The organism is Streptomyces sp. CAI-85, assembly GCF_013363615.1.
Lineage (GTDB): Bacteria > Actinomycetota > Actinomycetes > Streptomycetales > Streptomycetaceae > Streptomyces > Streptomyces antibioticus_B.
The window spans coordinates 29,269-44,902 of the sequence record NZ_JAANNX010000006.1 but is presented as its reverse complement, the minus strand read 5'-3'; the positions used below and the strand labels follow the sequence as shown (position 1 = coordinate 44,902).

Genomic DNA, 15,634 nt, shown 5'->3' with positions numbered 1-15,634 from the left:
ATCTGCCCGTAAGACGGTCATGGATCCTGACGGAAAATGAACATCGAAGCCGAGGTTGGCGCAAGCCGTTTGCATGGCTTGCGCTAACCTTGCGCTCATGACGCGACGACTTGCTCAGGTAGCCAAGAAGGTAGGGGTCAGCGAGGCCACGGTCAGCCGGGTGCTCAACGGCAAGCCGGGGGTCTCCGAGTCCACCCGCCAGTCCGTGCTGACCGCGCTGGACGTGCTCGGCTACGAGCGCCCCACCCAGTTGCGCGGCGAACGCGCCCGTCTGGTGGGACTGGTCCTGCCGGAGCTCCAGAACCCGATCTTCCCGCTGTTCGCCGAGGTCATCGGCGGCGCGCTGGCCCAGCAGGGGCTGACCCCCGTGCTCTGCACCCAGACCAAGGGCGGCGTCTCCGAGGCGGACTACGTCGATCTCCTCCTCCAGCAGCACGTCTCCGGCGTGGTCTTCGCCGGCGGGCTGTTCGCGCAGGCCGACGCCCCGCACGACCACTACCGGCAGCTCGCCGAACGCCGTATCCCGGTGGTCCTGATCAACGCCCCCATAGAGGAGCTGGACTTCCCCTGCGTCTCCTGCGACGACGCGGTGGCGGTGGAGCAGGCGTGGCGTCATCTGTCCCTGCTGGGCCACGAGCGCATCGGCGTCGTCCTCGGCCCCGCCGACCACGTGCCCTCCCGGCGCAAGCTCGCCGCCGCCCGCGCCGCGGCCGAGGCGGCCGGCGCCCCGCTGCCCGACGAGCGGGTGGAGCGCTCGATGTTCTCCCTGGAGGGCGGCCAGGCGGCCACCTCGCGCCTGCTGGACCGCGGGGTCACCGGCATCATCTGCGCCAGCGACCCGCTCGCCCTGGGCGCCATCAGGGCCGCCCGGCGGCGCGGTCTCGCGGTGCCCGAGCAGGTGTCGGTCGTCGGCTTCGACGACTCCGCCTTCATGAACTGCACCGAGCCCCCGCTGACCACCGTGCGCCAGCCCATCGAGTCCATGGGGCGGGCCGCCGTCGAGCTGCTGTGCACCCAGATCCAGGGCGGCGAAGTGCCCCCCGGCGAGCTGCTGTTCGAGCCCGAACTGGTCGTGCGCGGCTCGACCGCCCAGGCGCCGCGCGCCTGAGGCCCGTCCCGTACGTCCCGTCGCGTCATCCGGCCGGTCCACGCATACGCCGTGGACCGGCCGCGTCATGTCCGTGCCGGTCCCGGCCGCTTCATGTGCGTTGCTCTGTCAAACAATTGCGAATTCAGCGCGAGATATTGCGCAGTCTTGTGGGTGGTGGTTGAGTGTGCGGCGCCCCACCTCGCACCGGCGACGGGGCACCTTCCACGTTCATGCCCGAAGGGGACCCACCCATGACAAGAGCTCGGTTCCGCCGCACCCGCCGCGCCGGCGCGGTCACCCTCGTCTCCGCACTGACGCTGACGGCACTCGCCGCCTGCGGCACGAGCAGCAGCAGCGATGACGGCGACGACGGCAACGGGAGCGGCGCGAACACCGACGCCGCCGCGCCGCTCGACCCCAAGACCAAGGTGACCATCACCATCGACTGCATGCCGCCGGCGGCCAAGAAGGCCGAGCTCAAGGAGTGGAACGAGGACGTCAAGGAGTTCAACAAGACCTACCCCAACGTCACGATCGAGGGCCGCTCCACCCCGGGCCAGTGTCTGGAGCCGCCGCGCTTCACCGCGATGCTCAAGGCCAAGTCCCAGCCCGACGTGTTCTACACCTACTTCACCGACCTGGAGCAGGTCCTCGACAACGACGGCGCCCAGGACATCAGCGCCTACGTCAACGACAAGACCGTCCCGCTGCTCAAGGACATCGACCCGGACGTCCTCGGCTCGCTCAAGAAGGACGACAAGCTCTACGGCCTGCCCACCAGCAACTACCGCATGGGCCTGCTGATCAACCGCACGCTCTTCGAGAAGGCGGGCCTCGACCCCGACACCCCGCCCGCCACCTGGGACGAGGTCCGGGCCGCCGCCAAGAAGATCGCCGGCCTGGGCGGCGGCGTCGCCGGCTTCGGCGAGTACAGCGCCGCCAACACCGGCGGCTGGCACTTCACCGCGCAGATGTACAGCCTCGGCGGTGACGTCGTCGACGCCTCCGGCACCAAGGCCGCCTTCAACGACGCGACCGGCAAGCAGCTCGCCGAGAACCTCCACGCCATGCGCTGGGAGGACGACTCCATGGGCAAGACCCAGTTGCTGAAGTGGGGCGACCTCCAGAAGCAGATCGCCACCGACAAGCTCGGCATGTTCCTCGCCGCCCCCGACGACGTGACCTACATGGTCCAGCAACTCGGCGCCAAGTACGAGAACTTCGGCATGGGCCCGATCCCCGGCGGCAAGAACACCCTCGCCGGCGGCAACAACTACATGATCAAGAAGGGCATTTCGTCCGACAAGGTCAAGGCTGCCATCGCCTGGCTGAACTTCAAGTTCACCACCGTCGGCAAGGGCCAGTACGACTGGGAGCGCACCAAGGCCGACGGCCTGCCCGTGGGACTCCCGCAGCCCAACCTGTGGCTGAACGACAGCAAGACCAAGGACGACGCCGCCCGCGTCGAGTTCGCCACCATGCCGGTGCAGAACTTCAAGGCGTTCATGGACAACCCGGTCCCCGGCAAGGCCGAACCCCCGAAGGCCCAGGAGATCTACAAGGTCCTCGACAACGTGATGTCGGGCATCCTCACCAACAAGGACGCCGACATCGACAAGCTCCTGTCGACGGCGGAGACCCAGGTGAACCAGGTCCTCGCCAACCAGTGACCCCCGCGGGGCCGGGCGGCCCGACCCCGCCCGGCTCGCGAGCGCGCACACGGCCCGCCCCACCCGGCGGGCCCGGCGCCCGTCCGCCCACGTCACGCCCCCGCCACGCGCCCGGACCGGCCCGTCCGGCGACGCCGCAGCACGACCGAGGAGCACCCATGTCGGCCCCCACCCTCACCCAGGACCCGGCGGCCAAGGACCGCCGCCCCCGCCGGCCGCGCACCGACGCCGCCCGGCCCCCGGCCGGGGGCCTCGGCAAGGCCCTGCGCCGCAACGTCACCGCCCACGGATTCCTCATCGGCGCGGTGCTCTGCTTCGCCTTCTTCTCCTGGTACCCGATCGTCCGGGAGTTCCTGCTCGCCTTCCAGAAGACCGACGACGGCCGGGTGAGCTGGGTCGGCTGGGACAACTTCGTCACCGTCTGGAACGACCCGGCCTTCGGCCAGGCCTGGCGCAACACCCTCTGGTTCACCGTCCTCGCGCTCGTCCTCGGCTTCGCCGTCCCCTTCCTCACCGCCCTCGTCATCAACGAGTTCCGGCACGGCCAGGGCTATCTGCGCCTCCTGGTCTACCTGCCCGTCATGCTGCCGCCCACCGCGTCCGTCCTGCTCTTCAAGTACCTGTACGACCCCGGGTACGGCATGTTCAACGAGGTGCTCGCCGTCTTCGGCGTCCCGGCCCAGCAGTGGCTCCAGGACCCCGACACCGCGATGCTCTCCGTCGTCGTCGCCTCCACCTGGATGAACATGGGCGGCGCGACCCTCATCTACCTGGCCGCCCTCCAGGGCGTCCCCGGCGAACTGTACGAGGCAGCCGAACTCGACGGCGCCGGTCTGCTGCGCAAGGTGTGGCACGTGACGATCCCGCAGACCCGGCTCGTCCTGGCGCTGATGCTGCTCATGCAGATCATCGCCACCATGCAGGTCTTCATCGAGCCCTTCCTGCTGACCGGCGGCGCCGGACCCGAGGGCTCCACCACGACCGTCGTCTATCTCATCTACCAGTACGCCTTCAACTTCAACAACTACGGTGCCGCGGCGGCGCTCGGCCTGATCCTGCTCGTACTGCTGGCCGGCTTCTCGGCCCTGTACACCAGGCTCAACCGCGCCACGGAAGAGTAGGACCGGGGGAGACACGGACATGTCCACACGCACACTCATCTCACCCGCCCGCCTCGCCCGCCCGCGCGGCAAGCTGATCTACTGGCTGTGCTTCGCACTCGTCGTCGCCCTGTTCACGCTGGCCTTCCTCGGCCCGCTGTACTGGATGGTGTCCGGCGGGCTCAAGACCACCCAGGAAGCCGTCCAGACACCCCCCACCTGGGTGCCCGGCTCCGTCCACCCGGAGAACTACCAGCGCGCCTGGGAGGTGATGGACCTCGCCCGGCTGCTCCTGAACACCCTCTACTACGCGTTCGGCGCGCTCGCCTTCCAGCTCGTCCTGGACGTCGCCGCCGCCTACTCCCTGTCCAGACTGCGGCCCGTCCTCGGCAAGGCGATCCTCGGGATGATGCTGGTCACCCTGATGATCCCGGCGACCGTCCTCGTCGTCCCGCAGTACCTCACCGTGCTGGACGTGCCGATCGTCGAACGCAACCTGCTCAACTCGCCCTGGGCGATCTGGCTGCCGTCCGTCACCAACGCCTTCAGCATCTTCCTGCTCAAGCGGTTCTTCGACTCCATCCCCAAGGAACTCCTCGACGCGGCCTCCATGGACGGCGCCGGCCCGCTGCGCATCCTGTGGTCCCTCGTCCTGCCGATCTCCCGGCCCATCCTCGGCGTGGTGTCCATCTTCGCGGTCGTCGGCGTCTGGAAGGACTTCCTCTGGCCGATGCTGGTCCTGCCCGACCCCACCGGCCAGACCCTCGCCGTCGGCATCTACTCGCTCGCCACCAGCGTGCCCGAGAACGTGCTGATCGCCGCCCTCACCATCGCCTCCCTGCCCACCCTGCTGCTGTTCCTGGTCTTCCAGCGCAACATCATGAGCGGACTGACCGCGGGCGGCCTCAAGGGCTGACCCCCACCCCGCCCGGCACCGGCGCGCCCCCTCTCCCGGGCCGGCCGGCCCCCGCCGGTACCCCCTCCGAACCTCCGCCGCCGCCCCGTCCTCGACGCCCCGCTGTCCGGGGCGGCGGCGGAGAACCACCCCTGCCCCGAAAGGACCGTCACGTGGCAGCCCCGCACCCCGACAAGACCCCCGCACCCTCGGACGACTGGTGGCGCGGCGCCGCCATCTACCAGGTGTACCCCCGCAGTTTCGCCGACGGCGACGGCGACGGCACCGGGGACCTCGCGGGCGTACGGGCGAGACTGCCCTACCTCGCCGAACTCGGCGTCGACGCCATCTGGTTCACCCCCTGGTACCTCTCGCCGCTCGCCGACGGCGGCTACGACGTCGCCGACTACCGCACCATCGACCCCGCCTTCGGCACCCTGGAGGAGGCCGAGAAACTCATCACCGAGGCGCGCGCCCTCGGCATCCGCACCATCGTCGACATCGTGCCCAACCATGTCTCCGACCAGCACCCCTGGTTCCGGGCCGCGCTCGCCGCCGGACCCGGCAGCCCCGAGCGCAAGCTGTTCCACTTCCGCCCCGGCCGCGGCGAGCACGGCGAACTCCCGCCCAACGACTGGCCGTCGCAGTTCTCCGGCCAGACCTGGACCCGCGTCGAGGACGGCGAGTGGTACCTGCACCTCTTCACCCCGGAGCAGCCCGACCTCAACTGGGCCCACCCGGCGGTCCGCGAGGAACACGAGGACGTCCTGCGGTTCTGGTTCGAACGCGGCGTGGCCGGCGTCCGCATCGACTCCGCCGCCCTGCCCGCCAAGGACCCCGACCTGCCCGACTTCGTCGAGGGCCGCGACCCCCACCCCTACATCGACCGCGACGAGTTGCACGAGATCTACCGCTCCTGGCGGCGCGTCGCCGACGCCTACGGCGGGGTCTTCGTCGGCGAGGTGTGGCTGCCCGACGCCGAGCGCTTCGCCCGCTATCTGCGCCCCGACGAACTCCACACCGCGTTCAACTTCAACTTCCTGGCCTGCCCCTGGGACGCGCGGCGACTGCGCGCCGCCATCGACGACACCCTCGCCGAGCACGCCCCGGTCGGCGCCCCCGCCACCTGGGTGCTGTGCAACCACGACGTGACCCGCACGGTGACCCGCTACGGCCGTGAGGACACCGGATTCGACTTCGCCGCAAAGGAGTTCGGCACCCCCACCGACCTCACGCTCGGCACCCGCCGGGCCCGCGCCGCCGCCCTCCTCACCCTCGCCCTGCCCGGCTCCGTCTATCTCTACCAGGGCGAGGAACTCGGCCTGCCCGAGGCGGACATCCCGCGCGACCGCATCCAGGACCCGATGCACTTCCGCTCCGGCGGCACCGACCCCGGCCGCGACGGTTGCCGGGTGCCGCTGCCCTGGACCGCCGATGCCCCGCACGCCGGCTTCGGGACGGACGCCGAACCCTGGCTGCCGCAGCCCGCCGGCTGGTCCGCGTACGCCGCCGACCTCCAGGCCGCCGACCCCGGCTCGATGCTGGTCCTCTACCGCACCGCGCTGCGGCTGCGCCGCACCGAACCGGGCCTCGGGGACGGCCCCCTGGAGTGGCTGCCCGCCCCCGACGGCGTCCTCGCGTTCCGCCGGGCGCCCGGCCTGGTCTGCGTGGTCAACCTGGCCGCCGCCCCCGCCGTCCTGCCCGGCCACGAGGAGATCCTGCTCGCCAGCGGCCCGCTGGACGACGCGGGCCGGCTGCCGGGCGACACGGCGGTGTGGCTGCGCGTTTGAGGCCCTGAGGGGTTGTCGGGTCAGCCGTTCGCCAGCTCGCCCAGCAGCTTCCAGGTGCGCAGACGGTCCTCGTCGCCGCCCAGGTCCGTCGCCGTGAACACCACCTCGGTGGCCCCGGCCTCACGGTAGCGCCGTACCTCGGCGGCGACGGTCTCCTCGTCGCCGAGGGCGGCCAGGTCCACGGCCCGGGTGCCGCCCGAGAGACCGATGACCCGCTGATAGGACGGGAACTGCTCGTAGAACGCGAGCTGTTCGGTCGCGGTCTCCCGCACGGCGTCGAGGTCGCCGGTGACCACACCGGGCACACAGGCCACGATCCGGGGCGCCGGCCGCCCCGCCGCCGAGGCCGCCGCGGTGACGGCCGGGACGATGTGCTCGTCGAGGGCGCGCGGTCCGGCCAGCAACGGCAGGATGCCGTCGGCGAGTTCGCCGGACACCCGCAGCGACTGCGGTGCCATGGCGGCGACGAGCACCGGCACCGGTGTCTCGGCGCCGCCCGGCACGGTCGCCGGGAGCGGAGTGGTGGCGGTGAGGAGTTCGCCGTGGAAGTCGGCGCTCCCCGTGTCCAGCAGCGGGCGCAGGGCCGTGAGGAACTCACGGAGCCGGGCGATCGGGCGCTCGTAGGGGATGCCGAAGCCGGTCTCCGTCAGGAACTTGGTGCCGAGCGCCAGCCCGAGGTGATAGCGGCCCGCGGTGGCGGCCTGCGCGGTCTGGGCCTGGCTGGAGACGAGCAGCGGATGCCGGCCGAAGACCGGGATCGCCGCCGTCCCCACGTGCAGTCCGGGCACCTCACGGCCGACGATCGCGGCGAGCGCGGGGGAGTCGTACCCGAAGGTCTGCCCGAACCAGACGGAGCGCAGTCCGGCCTCGTGCGCCTCGCGCGCGAGCCGCACCGTGGTGTCGATCGAATGGTGGACGGGGAGTGCTACGCCAATGCTCATACCGGCGCAACGGGCCTGCCCGCCAAGGGAATTCCGGCTCGCGGATGACAAACATGTGGCGGCATTGTTGCGGCGGCCCCGGTGCGGTCAGCCGCCCTGGGGCTCAACTCCCGCGACCCGCAGGGCGAGTTCGGTGCGCTGCCGGGTCAGCCGGTCGATCTCCGCGTCCAGCGCGGCGATCCTGCGGTCGACGACCCCCGAGCCCGGCACGCCGGAGTCGGGCCGGCCGCACCGCCGCCGGGGATCCTCGACCAGCAGGTCGATCCGGTCGGCGACGGTCCGCAGATCCTCCACGGTCAGCCCGAGCGCGAGCAGTTCACGGATCACCCGGACCCGCGCCACCTCGCCGGGCCCGTACTCGCGCTGCCCGGTGGCGGTGCGCCCCGGCGGCGGCAGCAGGCCCCGCTCCTCGTAGAACCGCAGTGCCCGCGGGGTGGTCCCCGCCGCTGCCGCCGCATCCCCGATCCGCATGTCCGCCCCTCGCGCCCAGGACCCGGCCTCCACGGCCGGGCCGTGGCCGCCGGGCCCGCGCACGGCGACCGTCACACCGGCGGCAACTCCACGACCAGGGTCCCGAGATGCCGCCCCTCGAAGAGTTCCTGCAACGCTCCCGGCGCGCGGTCCATTCCCGTGATCCGCGCGTACGGGAAGGTGATCTCGCCGGAGCGCAGCCAGCCCCCGAAGCGCTCGGTCCACTCCGCCGCCACGTCCGGATGGTCGGCGCCGCTGTAGCCGCGCAGCGTGACGCCGAGGGTCACGAGCCGGAAGGTGTCGATCTCGGCGGGCGCGCTGCCGCCGTCCCGGTCCGGCGCCAACTGCCCCGACAGCGCGCCGACCAGTGCGAACCGGGCGCCCCTGCGGGCGGCGCCGACGGCCGCGGCGAGCTGGTCCCCGCCGACGGTGTCGAGGAGGACGTCGATGCCGTCCGGTGCCGCCGTGGCCAACTGCTCGCCGAGCGACCCCTGTCCGGGGACCACGACCGCGTCGTAGCCCAGTTCGGACCGCAGCCGCTCGGCCTTCTCCGCCGACCGGGTGCTCCCGACGACCCGCGCGGCCCCGAGCAGTCGTGCCACGGGGCCCGCGAGCGTGCCCACGGCGCCCGCCGCGCCGGTGACGAACACCGTGTCACCGGGGCGGACTTCGGCGAGCCGGGTCAGGGCGCCGTAGGCCGACGACCCGGACGACAGATGGGCCACCGGGTCGGGCAGCGCGTCGCCCACCGGCGCGCAGTCCGCCGCCGCGACGAGCGCGTGCTCGCGCCAGCCGAGCAGATGCGTGACCACGTCCCCCGGCCGCAGCGGGGTGTCGGGCCCGGCGGCGACGACCTCGCCGACGGCGGGACCGAACAGCGTGTCACCGGCGTGGATACTGGGCAGCGGAACCCCTTCGACCTTGCCGCCGATGAGCGTGCGCAGCCCGGGGAACACCAGGAACCACCGGTTGCGTACGACGGCCTGTCCCGGGCCGGGGACGGGCAGCGGCTCCTCGGTGATCGCGAAGTCGCCGGGCACGGGCAGGCCGGCGGGGACGTCCACGAGCGTGATCGCCCGGGTCGTGGCGGGCAGGGCGGAGGTCATGTGCGGGCTCCTGAAGGGGTGTCGGGGACGGGGCGCGCCGGACCGTCCGACCCGGGGCGCGCCGACGCTAACCCTTGACGTGCACGTCAGAGGCAAGCGGCGGACGCAGCCCGGCCGGGGGCGACGCCGTGAGGCGGGGCCGCAGGAGCGACAGGACGGTGGCCGCCGCGAGCAGCCCGGCGCACAGCAGCGTCGCGTGCGCGAACGCCGTACGGGGGTCGCCCGACGGCCCCGACGTGCCGCGCAGGTAGCTTCCCGAGACGGCGCTCAGCGCGATGGCCGCGGCGATCCGCTGCGCCATCTGGAGGATGCCGCCGGCCACCCCGGCGGCCTCGGCCGGGGCGTGCTGGAGGACCAGGGCCTGGTTGGGGGCGATGGTGAGCCCGGCGGCGGCACCCGACAGCAGTTGGACGATCGTGAGGAGCAGCGGGAGATGGGGGCGCGGCGCGGTGACGGCGACGGCCGCGCCGGCCAGCAGGGTGAGGACGCCCAGCGCGAGCCCGAGCGTGACGGTGTGCGGTCCGAGGCGGCGTACCACCCGCCAGGCCACGGCCGAGGAGACGCCCATGGCCGCCGCCGACGGCAGGGTGACCAGGGCGGCGGTGAGCGCGGACAGCCCCAGACCGCTCTGGAGGAACACGGTCAGCACCAGCGTCGCCCCCAGCGAGGAGCCGAAGCTGGCCATCGCGACGGCCGTCCCGAGCGTGTAGGGGCGCGACCGCGGCAGCGCCGGGTGCACCAGCGGGACCCGGCCCGACCGGACCCGGAAGCGATGCCCCGCGACCAGACAGCAGAGGGCCCCGACGGCGGCGCCCGCCCACAGGGCCGTCTCCCCGGCGCCGCCCGGCGTCCTGATGAACGGCACCATCAGCGCCAGCGTCAGCGCACCCGTCCACGCGAGCCCCCACCAGTCCAGCCGGCTGTGCCCGGCGGTCCGCCGGGGAGCCGGGAACCAGCGGAACGCCAGCCAGAGCGTGACGATCCCGCAGGGCGCGCTCAGGAGCAGACACAGCCGCCACCCGAGGTCCGGTCCGAACGCCGCCACCAGGGCGCCGCCGAGCGGGGGCCCGAGGGCCGCGGCGACACCGCCCGTGACGGCGTACAGCCCCAGCGCCCGCGCCCGGCCGACGCCGGTGAAGTGGTCCTGGAGCGTGCCGATGACCTGCGAGTTGACCAGCCCGGCCCCCGCGCCCTGCACCAGCCGCGCGGCGATCACCAGGTCCGCGCGTGTCCCGGCGGCGGCGACCGCGCCGAAGACGACGAACGCCGACAGCCCGGCCAGGAAGAGGTGTTTGCGCCCGTGCACATCGCCGAGACTGCCGCCCGGCACCAGCATCAGACCGAAGGCCAGCGAGTACCCGGCGACGATCCACTGCACATCCGTGGCACCCGCGTCCAGCGACCGACGCAGCGCCGGCACCGCGATGTTGAGGACCGACTGGTCGAGCAGGGTCGTGACCCCGGCCGCCATGCACACCGTCAGCACCCGGCGGGCGGCGCGATCTTCTCCCGGGAGCATGCGCACATGGTCACACCGGCCCAGGACCCCTGTCTGCGGCCCGGACAGCCTGTTCGCAGAACGGAAACACCGCGTTCGTACGCATGAGAAGGAGCGGACCGCCGTGAGGTCGCCGTCCGGCGGCCGCCGTGCTCAGCCCGGGAAACGGCCCGTCGACCGCAGATGCCAGCGGCGCTCCGCGTATGCCAGGTCGTCGCGCCACAGGCCTCCGGCGGCCGCCCGCATGAGGGGGCGCAGCAGCGGCGACATGCGGCGGGCCACCGTGAACCCGGGGCGGTCCGACGCCGCGACGACCGCCTCCACCACCGCCGTCCGCGGCCTGCCCCGGTCGTCGGGGCCGAGCGGCGTCGCGTGCGTCTCGACCACCGACCCCCGGCCCTCGCCCTCCGTGATCCGCATGACGACCGTCCGCGGCCCGGGCGCCGTGAACACGGCGCGCACCGGCACCACGATCCGCCCGGCGAGCCGGAAGGACACGTCCACGACGAAACCGTCCTCCCCTTCCGCGGGAGTGTCGACGACGGTCAGGTCCACGAAGGAGTACGGGTGGAACCAGGCGCCGTGCCACGGGTCCAGCCGGTTCGCCACGACGTCCTCCGGCTCACAGGTGCCCACGCCGGTGTAGACCGCCGTCACCGCGCCCGCCGCGTCCGGCCGCTCCGGTACGGCCGGTGCCGCGAGGGGCGGCTCGCCGCCCGCCTCGTCCAGACGCACCCACACCAGCACCCCGTCGTCGTGGGCGGGCAGGGGATCCCAGCCGGCGAACGACGTGCCGGACAGGGCGAGTCCGTGCCAGTGGCAGACGAGCGTGCCGCACCGGACCGGGCTGTCGCGCAGCGGTGCGCCCAGGTGCGGGCAACTGCCCGGTCCGGCGACGAGCCGGCCCGCGGCGTCCCGCCAGACGACGATCTCCCGCCCGGCGACCGTCCGGGCGAGGGGCCGGTCGTCACGGACGTCCCGGGTCGCGCCCACGACGTACCAGTTGCCCGAGGGCAGCGCCCGCGCCCGCTTCAACGCCTCGGCGATCACCGCAGGGCGGGCCTCCCGCCAGGTGGGCCGCTGCCGCTCCCAGGCGACGGGGTGCCTGCGCAGCGACAGGGGGAAGCGGCGGCTGGAACGGTCGGGGTTCACATGACCTCCTCGTGCCGGGACCGACCAGTGACGGCACCCGGGGCCGTCGGCGCCGGTGTCGCCGGCGGCCGGAAGCGTCGTTGTACGCGCGCCGTCGCCAGACGGGCGAGGCCGTCCAGGGCCACCGCCGCCCGCCGTCGCCGGGGCACCACGGAACGGCGGTGCAGTACGGCGTACCCGTCGGCGGCGACCGCGTCCAGGATGCCGCCGTACAGCACGAACGCCGTGCGCACACAGGGGCGTGACACCGGGTCGAGCATCGCGATGCCCGGCTCCGCCTCGCGGTAGACCCCTCGGGTGAGGTCCTCGAACGCCCGCAGCGCCTCGGTGATCCGCGGATCGCGGCGCCCGGTGGCGCGGCTGCGGCACAGCAGTTCCCGGTCGACGCCGTGCGCGGCCAGGAGGTCGGCCGGCAGATAGACCCGGCCGCGGTCGAGGTCCTCGCCGACGTCGCGCAGGAAGTTGGTGAGCTGGAAGGCGACGCCCAGCGCGGCCGCGTGCGGGGCGGCCTCCTCGCGCGGGACCACGGTGCCCAGGACCGGCAGCATCTGGAGCCCGATCACCGCCGCCGAACCGTGCATGTACGCCCGCAGGTCGTCGTAGGTCGGATAGTCGGTGACCTTCAGGTCGTCGCGCATGGACGTCATGAAGTCGCTGAAGTGCCGGTGGTCGATGGCGTACCGGCGGGCCGTGTCGGCGAGCGCGAGGACCACCGGCTCGGCACCGTCCGGCTCGCGGAGCCCGCGCCGCAGGCGGGCGTGGAGTCGGTCGTCGAGGCGGGCGAGGTCGTCCGCGCGGCGGTCGGACGGCACGTCCGCTTCCAGGGAGTCGACGATGTCGTCGGCCTGGCGGGCGAACCCGTACAGGGCGTGGACGGCGGGACGGCGTTCCACCGGCAGCAGCCGGGTGGCGAGGAAGTACGTCCTGCCGTGCCGGGCGTTGAGGCGGCGGCACCGGGTGTAGGCGTCGCGCAGCACCGGGTCGGTGATGCCGGCCGCGTCGAGTTCACGGGCGGTCATGGGCGTGTCCCTTCCGGTACGGCCACCCCGGGCGGCGCGGCGCGCCCGCGCCGGGGCAGGGGCGCCCGGTGCCGTCCGGTGATCCGGGCGGCGGCGAGCTTGCCGGACAGCAGGACGGTCGGGATGCCGACGCCCGGGGTGGTGCCGCAGCCGGCGAGGACGGCGTTCTCGGTGCCGCGCACCAGGTTGCGCGGCCGGAACGGACCGGTCTGCGCGAACGTGTGGGCGGCCGAGAACGGCGTGCCGGCCGCGTGCCCCTGGGCCGTCCAGTCGGCGGGTGTGACGAGCACCTCCTCCTCGACGGCGTCGGCGAGACCCGTGAGGCCGCGCCGGTCCAGTTCCCGCAGCACGCTGTCGCGGTAGCGGGGCGCGAGTTCGCCCCAGGCGACGGCGTCCGGCCCGAGGTCGGTGTTGGGGCAGGGCGCGAGGACGTAGTGGAGGTGGCGGCCGGGCGGGGCGAGCGTCGGATCGGTGTCGGTGGGCCGGGTGACGAGCAGCGAGGGGTCGCTCATCAGCCGGCCGGCGCGGGTGAGTTCGTCGAAGGTGCGATGCCAGCGCGCGCCGAACGACAGCGTGTGGTGGGCGAGTTGGGGCCAGGTCCGGTCGGTGCCGAGGTGCAGCACGACGGCCGACGGGGCGTGCCGGATCCGCAGCGGGCGGCGCGGCGTCCGGCCGAGGAGGCGGTAGGAGACCGGCAGGTCGGGGGTGAGGACCACGGCATCGCACGGGACGCGGTCCCGGTCGGTGACCACGGCGGTGATCCGGCCGGCGGAGCGCTCCAGCCGGACGACGTCCTGGCCGAGGCGCAGGTCGGCTCCCGCGTTCGCCGCCGCGTCCGCCATGGCCCGCGGCAGGGCGTGCATCCCGCCGCGCGGGAAGTACACACCGGCGACCGTGTCCATGTAGGCGATCACCGCGTACGCGGCGAGCGCACGCTCCGGCGGTACCCCGGCGTACAGCGCCTGGAAGGAGAACACGCGGCGCAGCCGTTCGTCGCGCAGATGACGGCCGATGCGCGCGTCGAGCCGCCCGAACCCGCCGAGGGCGGCGAGCCGGGCCAGGTCGGGGTTGAGCAGGGCCAGCGGCGAGTCGAAGTTGGCGTCGATGAAACGCCGCATCTGCGCCCGGTACAACCGTTCCAGCCAGCCTCGCAGCCGCCGGTAGCCCGCGGCCTCGGCGGCGCCCGCGAAGCGCTCCACCTCCGCCGCCATCGCCTCCTCCCCGGTGTGCACGTCGAGCCGGCTGCCGTCCGCGAACAGCGCCCGGTAGGCGGGGTGCAGCGGGACCAGGTCGACCCGGTCGCGCAGCGACTCTCCGACGGCGGCGAACGCCTCGTCGGCGAGGTCGGGCATGGTCAGCACGGTGGGCCCGGTGTCGATGCGGTAGCCGCCCCGCTCCAGACGCCCGGCGCGGCCCCCGGGCAGGGGGTCGCGCTCCAGCAGGGTGACCCTTCGGCCCGCGCCGAGCAGATGCAGCGCGGCGGACAGGCCGGCGAGCCCGGCGCCGACGACCACCACATGATCCGTGCGCCCGGGAACGGTCCTGGTCATCGGACGGGCCCGTCGGCGCGGGCCGCCATCAGCGGCGACCGGAGCACGCGCGCGTCCGTGCCGTCCGGCGCGGGCGGTGAGCCGGCCGCCGCGTGCAGCAGCCCGCGCAGGCGCCGCCGCCCCTCCGGCTCCAGGTCGGCCGACTCCAGATGCCGTAGCCCCCGGTCGACCAGCCGGCCGATCCTCGCCTCGACGGTGTCCCGCGCGCCGGTGGCCTCCAGCACGTCCCGCACCTCGGCGAGGCCGCTCTCGGAGAGGTCGGCGCGGCCCAGCGAGCGGCGCAGCACGGCCAGCGCGTGCCGGTCCCCGGCCGCCTCCGCGCGGGCCCGCGCCACCGCCACCAGCGCGGTGGGACGGCCCGCCCGGATGTCACCGCCCACCGGTTTGCCGGACCGCCGAGGGTCGCCGTAGACGTCGACGAGGTCGTCGCGGAGCTGGAACGCGATGCCGACACAGCGTCCCGCCGAGGACAGCGCGGCCCGGCGCGTGCCGTCCGCGCCCGCCAGGGCGGCGCCGAGCGCCAGCGGGCGTTCCACGGAGTACAGGGCGCTCTTCAGGCAGGCGGCGCGCACCGCGCGGGCCACGGAGGGGGCGGAGGCGACCTGGCCGCGGACGTCCAGGTACTGCCCGGCCACCATCTCGGTGCGCAGGGCGCTCCACAGCTCGCGCACGGCCCGCGCGGCGGCCGGCTCCAGCTCGACGACGGCCACGGTGTCGTCCGCCCAGGCCAGGGCGAGGTCACCGGCGAGGATGGCCGCGGCCTCGCCGAACCGCCGCCCGGGAGCGGGCGTCCCGGCGTCGGCGTACCGCTCGCCGTACTGGTCGGCGACGTCCACGTGCAGGGCGGGCCGCCCGCGCCGCATGCGGGCGCCGTCCATCACGTCGTCGTGGACCAGGGCGCAGGTCTGGATGAGTTCCAGGGCCGCGCCGATCCGCAGCGCGGCCTCGGCCCTCGCCGGTCCGCCGCCGCAGGCGCGCATCGCCCACCACACGAACTGGGAGCGTGTGCGCTTGCCGCCCTCCAGGGTGAAACGGGCGACGCGCGCGGCGAGATCGCGGCCGAACACCGGGTCCAGGGCGGTGGCGCGCGCGACCCGTTCCGCGAGCAGGGCGTCCAGGACGCGTCCCACGGCGGCCGGTACGTCGGCGTCGACGGTGTCGACGGCGTCCGCACGGGCCGCCGGTGGGAGCCGTGGGGACGGGGGTGCCTGGTCGGCCACCGGCCGGTCCATCGCCTCGGTGGGGCGCATCCGGATTCCTCTCGCCGCGGTCGTCGCCTCGGTGTCTGACGTCATTACTTCCGCGGCCGGGGCGTCCTCGGATGCGCCATCGGGGGAGAACCCGCGAGCGAT

General features: G+C 73.8%; 13 protein-coding genes. 5 read left to right on the top strand and 8 right to left on the bottom strand.

The window, feature by feature from the left end:
• The first annotated feature begins 97 nt into the window (after positions 1-97).
• From G6W55_RS10635 to G6W55_RS10615, 5 genes are all read left to right on the top strand, one after another.
• Positions 98-1,108: a LacI family DNA-binding transcriptional regulator gene (locus G6W55_RS10635; RefSeq protein WP_175520554.1), complete on the top strand. Its 1,011-nt coding sequence runs from the start codon at positions 98-100 to the stop codon at positions 1,106-1,108.
• Between the two features lie 233 nt (positions 1,109-1,341).
• Positions 1,342-2,760: an ABC transporter substrate-binding protein gene (locus G6W55_RS10630; protein ID WP_175520553.1), complete on the top strand. Its 1,419-nt coding sequence runs from the start codon at positions 1,342-1,344 to the stop codon at positions 2,758-2,760.
• Between the two features lie 158 nt (positions 2,761-2,918).
• Positions 2,919-3,881: a carbohydrate ABC transporter permease gene (locus G6W55_RS10625; RefSeq protein WP_175520552.1), complete on the top strand. Its 963-nt coding sequence runs from the start codon at positions 2,919-2,921 to the stop codon at positions 3,879-3,881.
• 19 nt (positions 3,882-3,900) lie between these two features.
• Positions 3,901-4,776, top strand: coding sequence for a carbohydrate ABC transporter permease (locus tag G6W55_RS10620; RefSeq protein WP_175520551.1), 876 nt, complete (start codon positions 3,901-3,903; stop codon positions 4,774-4,776).
• Positions 4,777-4,928: 152 nt separating this feature from the next.
• Positions 4,929-6,545 carry a glycoside hydrolase family 13 protein gene (locus G6W55_RS10615; protein ID WP_175520550.1) on the top strand — a complete coding sequence of 539 codons (1,617 nt, stop codon included), beginning with the start codon at positions 4,929-4,931 and terminating at the stop codon, positions 6,543-6,545.
• A 20-nt stretch (positions 6,546-6,565) separates the two neighbouring features.
• Here G6W55_RS10615 and G6W55_RS10610 read toward each other — a convergent pair whose 3' ends face one another.
• From G6W55_RS10610 to G6W55_RS10575, 8 genes are all read right to left on the bottom strand, one after another.
• Positions 6,566-7,486, bottom strand: coding sequence for an LLM class F420-dependent oxidoreductase (locus G6W55_RS10610; RefSeq protein ID WP_175520549.1), 921 nt, complete (start codon positions 7,484-7,486; stop codon positions 6,566-6,568).
• 87 nt (positions 7,487-7,573) lie between these two features.
• The gene (locus tag G6W55_RS10605; protein WP_175520718.1) at positions 7,574-7,957 is read right to left on the bottom strand and encodes a MerR family transcriptional regulator; all 384 of its coding nucleotides are present in this window, start codon (positions 7,955-7,957) and stop codon (positions 7,574-7,576) included.
• A 71-nt stretch (positions 7,958-8,028) separates the two neighbouring features.
• Positions 8,029-9,063 carry an NADP-dependent oxidoreductase gene (locus G6W55_RS10600; protein WP_175520548.1) on the bottom strand — a complete coding sequence of 345 codons (1,035 nt, stop codon included), beginning with the start codon at positions 9,061-9,063 and terminating at the stop codon, positions 8,029-8,031.
• Between the two features lie 67 nt (positions 9,064-9,130).
• Positions 9,131-10,582 carry an MFS transporter gene (locus G6W55_RS10595; RefSeq protein WP_175520547.1) on the bottom strand — a complete coding sequence of 484 codons (1,452 nt, stop codon included), beginning with the start codon at positions 10,580-10,582 and terminating at the stop codon, positions 9,131-9,133.
• 132 nt (positions 10,583-10,714) lie between these two features.
• Positions 10,715-11,713, bottom strand: coding sequence for a DUF5914 domain-containing protein (locus tag G6W55_RS10590; protein WP_175520546.1), 999 nt, complete (start codon positions 11,711-11,713; stop codon positions 10,715-10,717).
• Entirely contained in the window at positions 11,710-12,732 is a 1,023-nt protein-coding gene (locus G6W55_RS10585; RefSeq protein WP_175520545.1) for a phytoene/squalene synthase family protein, read from the bottom strand. Before G6W55_RS10585 ends, G6W55_RS10590 begins: the two co-directional genes overlap by 4 nt.
• Positions 12,729-14,282: a phytoene desaturase gene (locus G6W55_RS10580; protein WP_175520544.1), complete on the bottom strand. Its 1,554-nt coding sequence runs from the start codon at positions 14,280-14,282 to the stop codon at positions 12,729-12,731. Before G6W55_RS10580 ends, G6W55_RS10585 begins: the two co-directional genes overlap by 4 nt.
• On the bottom strand, positions 14,279-15,532 hold the full coding sequence (locus tag G6W55_RS10575) for a polyprenyl synthetase family protein (RefSeq protein ID WP_175520543.1): 1,254 nt from the start codon (positions 15,530-15,532) through the stop codon (positions 14,279-14,281). The genes G6W55_RS10580 and G6W55_RS10575 overlap by 4 nt, the downstream gene beginning before the upstream one ends.
• Between the last annotated feature and the right edge of the window lie 102 nt (positions 15,533-15,634).

Excerpts from the sequence above, each read along its gene's own strand:
- G6W55_RS10635 (WP_175520554.1), top strand. The coding sequence starts at position 98 with ATGACGCGACGACTTGCTCAGGTAGCCAAGAAGGTAGGGGTCAGCGAG.
- G6W55_RS10630 (WP_175520553.1), top strand. The coding sequence starts at position 1,342 with ATGACAAGAGCTCGGTTCCGCCGCACCCGCCGCGCCGGCGCGGTCACC.
- G6W55_RS10625 (WP_175520552.1), top strand. The coding sequence starts at position 2,919 with ATGTCGGCCCCCACCCTCACCCAGGACCCGGCGGCCAAGGACCGCCGC.
- G6W55_RS10620 (WP_175520551.1), top strand. The coding sequence starts at position 3,901 with ATGTCCACACGCACACTCATCTCACCCGCCCGCCTCGCCCGCCCGCGC.
- G6W55_RS10610 (WP_175520549.1), bottom strand. The coding sequence starts at position 7,486 with ATGAGCATTGGCGTAGCACTCCCCGTCCACCATTCGATCGACACCACG.
- G6W55_RS10605 (WP_175520718.1), bottom strand. The coding sequence starts at position 7,957 with ATGCGGATCGGGGATGCGGCGGCAGCGGCGGGGACCACCCCGCGGGCA.
- G6W55_RS10600 (WP_175520548.1), bottom strand. The coding sequence starts at position 9,063 with ATGACCTCCGCCCTGCCCGCCACGACCCGGGCGATCACGCTCGTGGAC.
- G6W55_RS10595 (WP_175520547.1), bottom strand. The coding sequence starts at position 10,582 with ATGCTCCCGGGAGAAGATCGCGCCGCCCGCCGGGTGCTGACGGTGTGC.
- G6W55_RS10585 (WP_175520545.1), bottom strand. The coding sequence starts at position 12,732 with ATGACCGCCCGTGAACTCGACGCGGCCGGCATCACCGACCCGGTGCTG.
- G6W55_RS10580 (WP_175520544.1), bottom strand. The coding sequence starts at position 14,282 with ATGACCAGGACCGTTCCCGGGCGCACGGATCATGTGGTGGTCGTCGGC.
- G6W55_RS10575 (WP_175520543.1), bottom strand. The coding sequence starts at position 15,532 with ATGCGCCCCACCGAGGCGATGGACCGGCCGGTGGCCGACCAGGCACCC.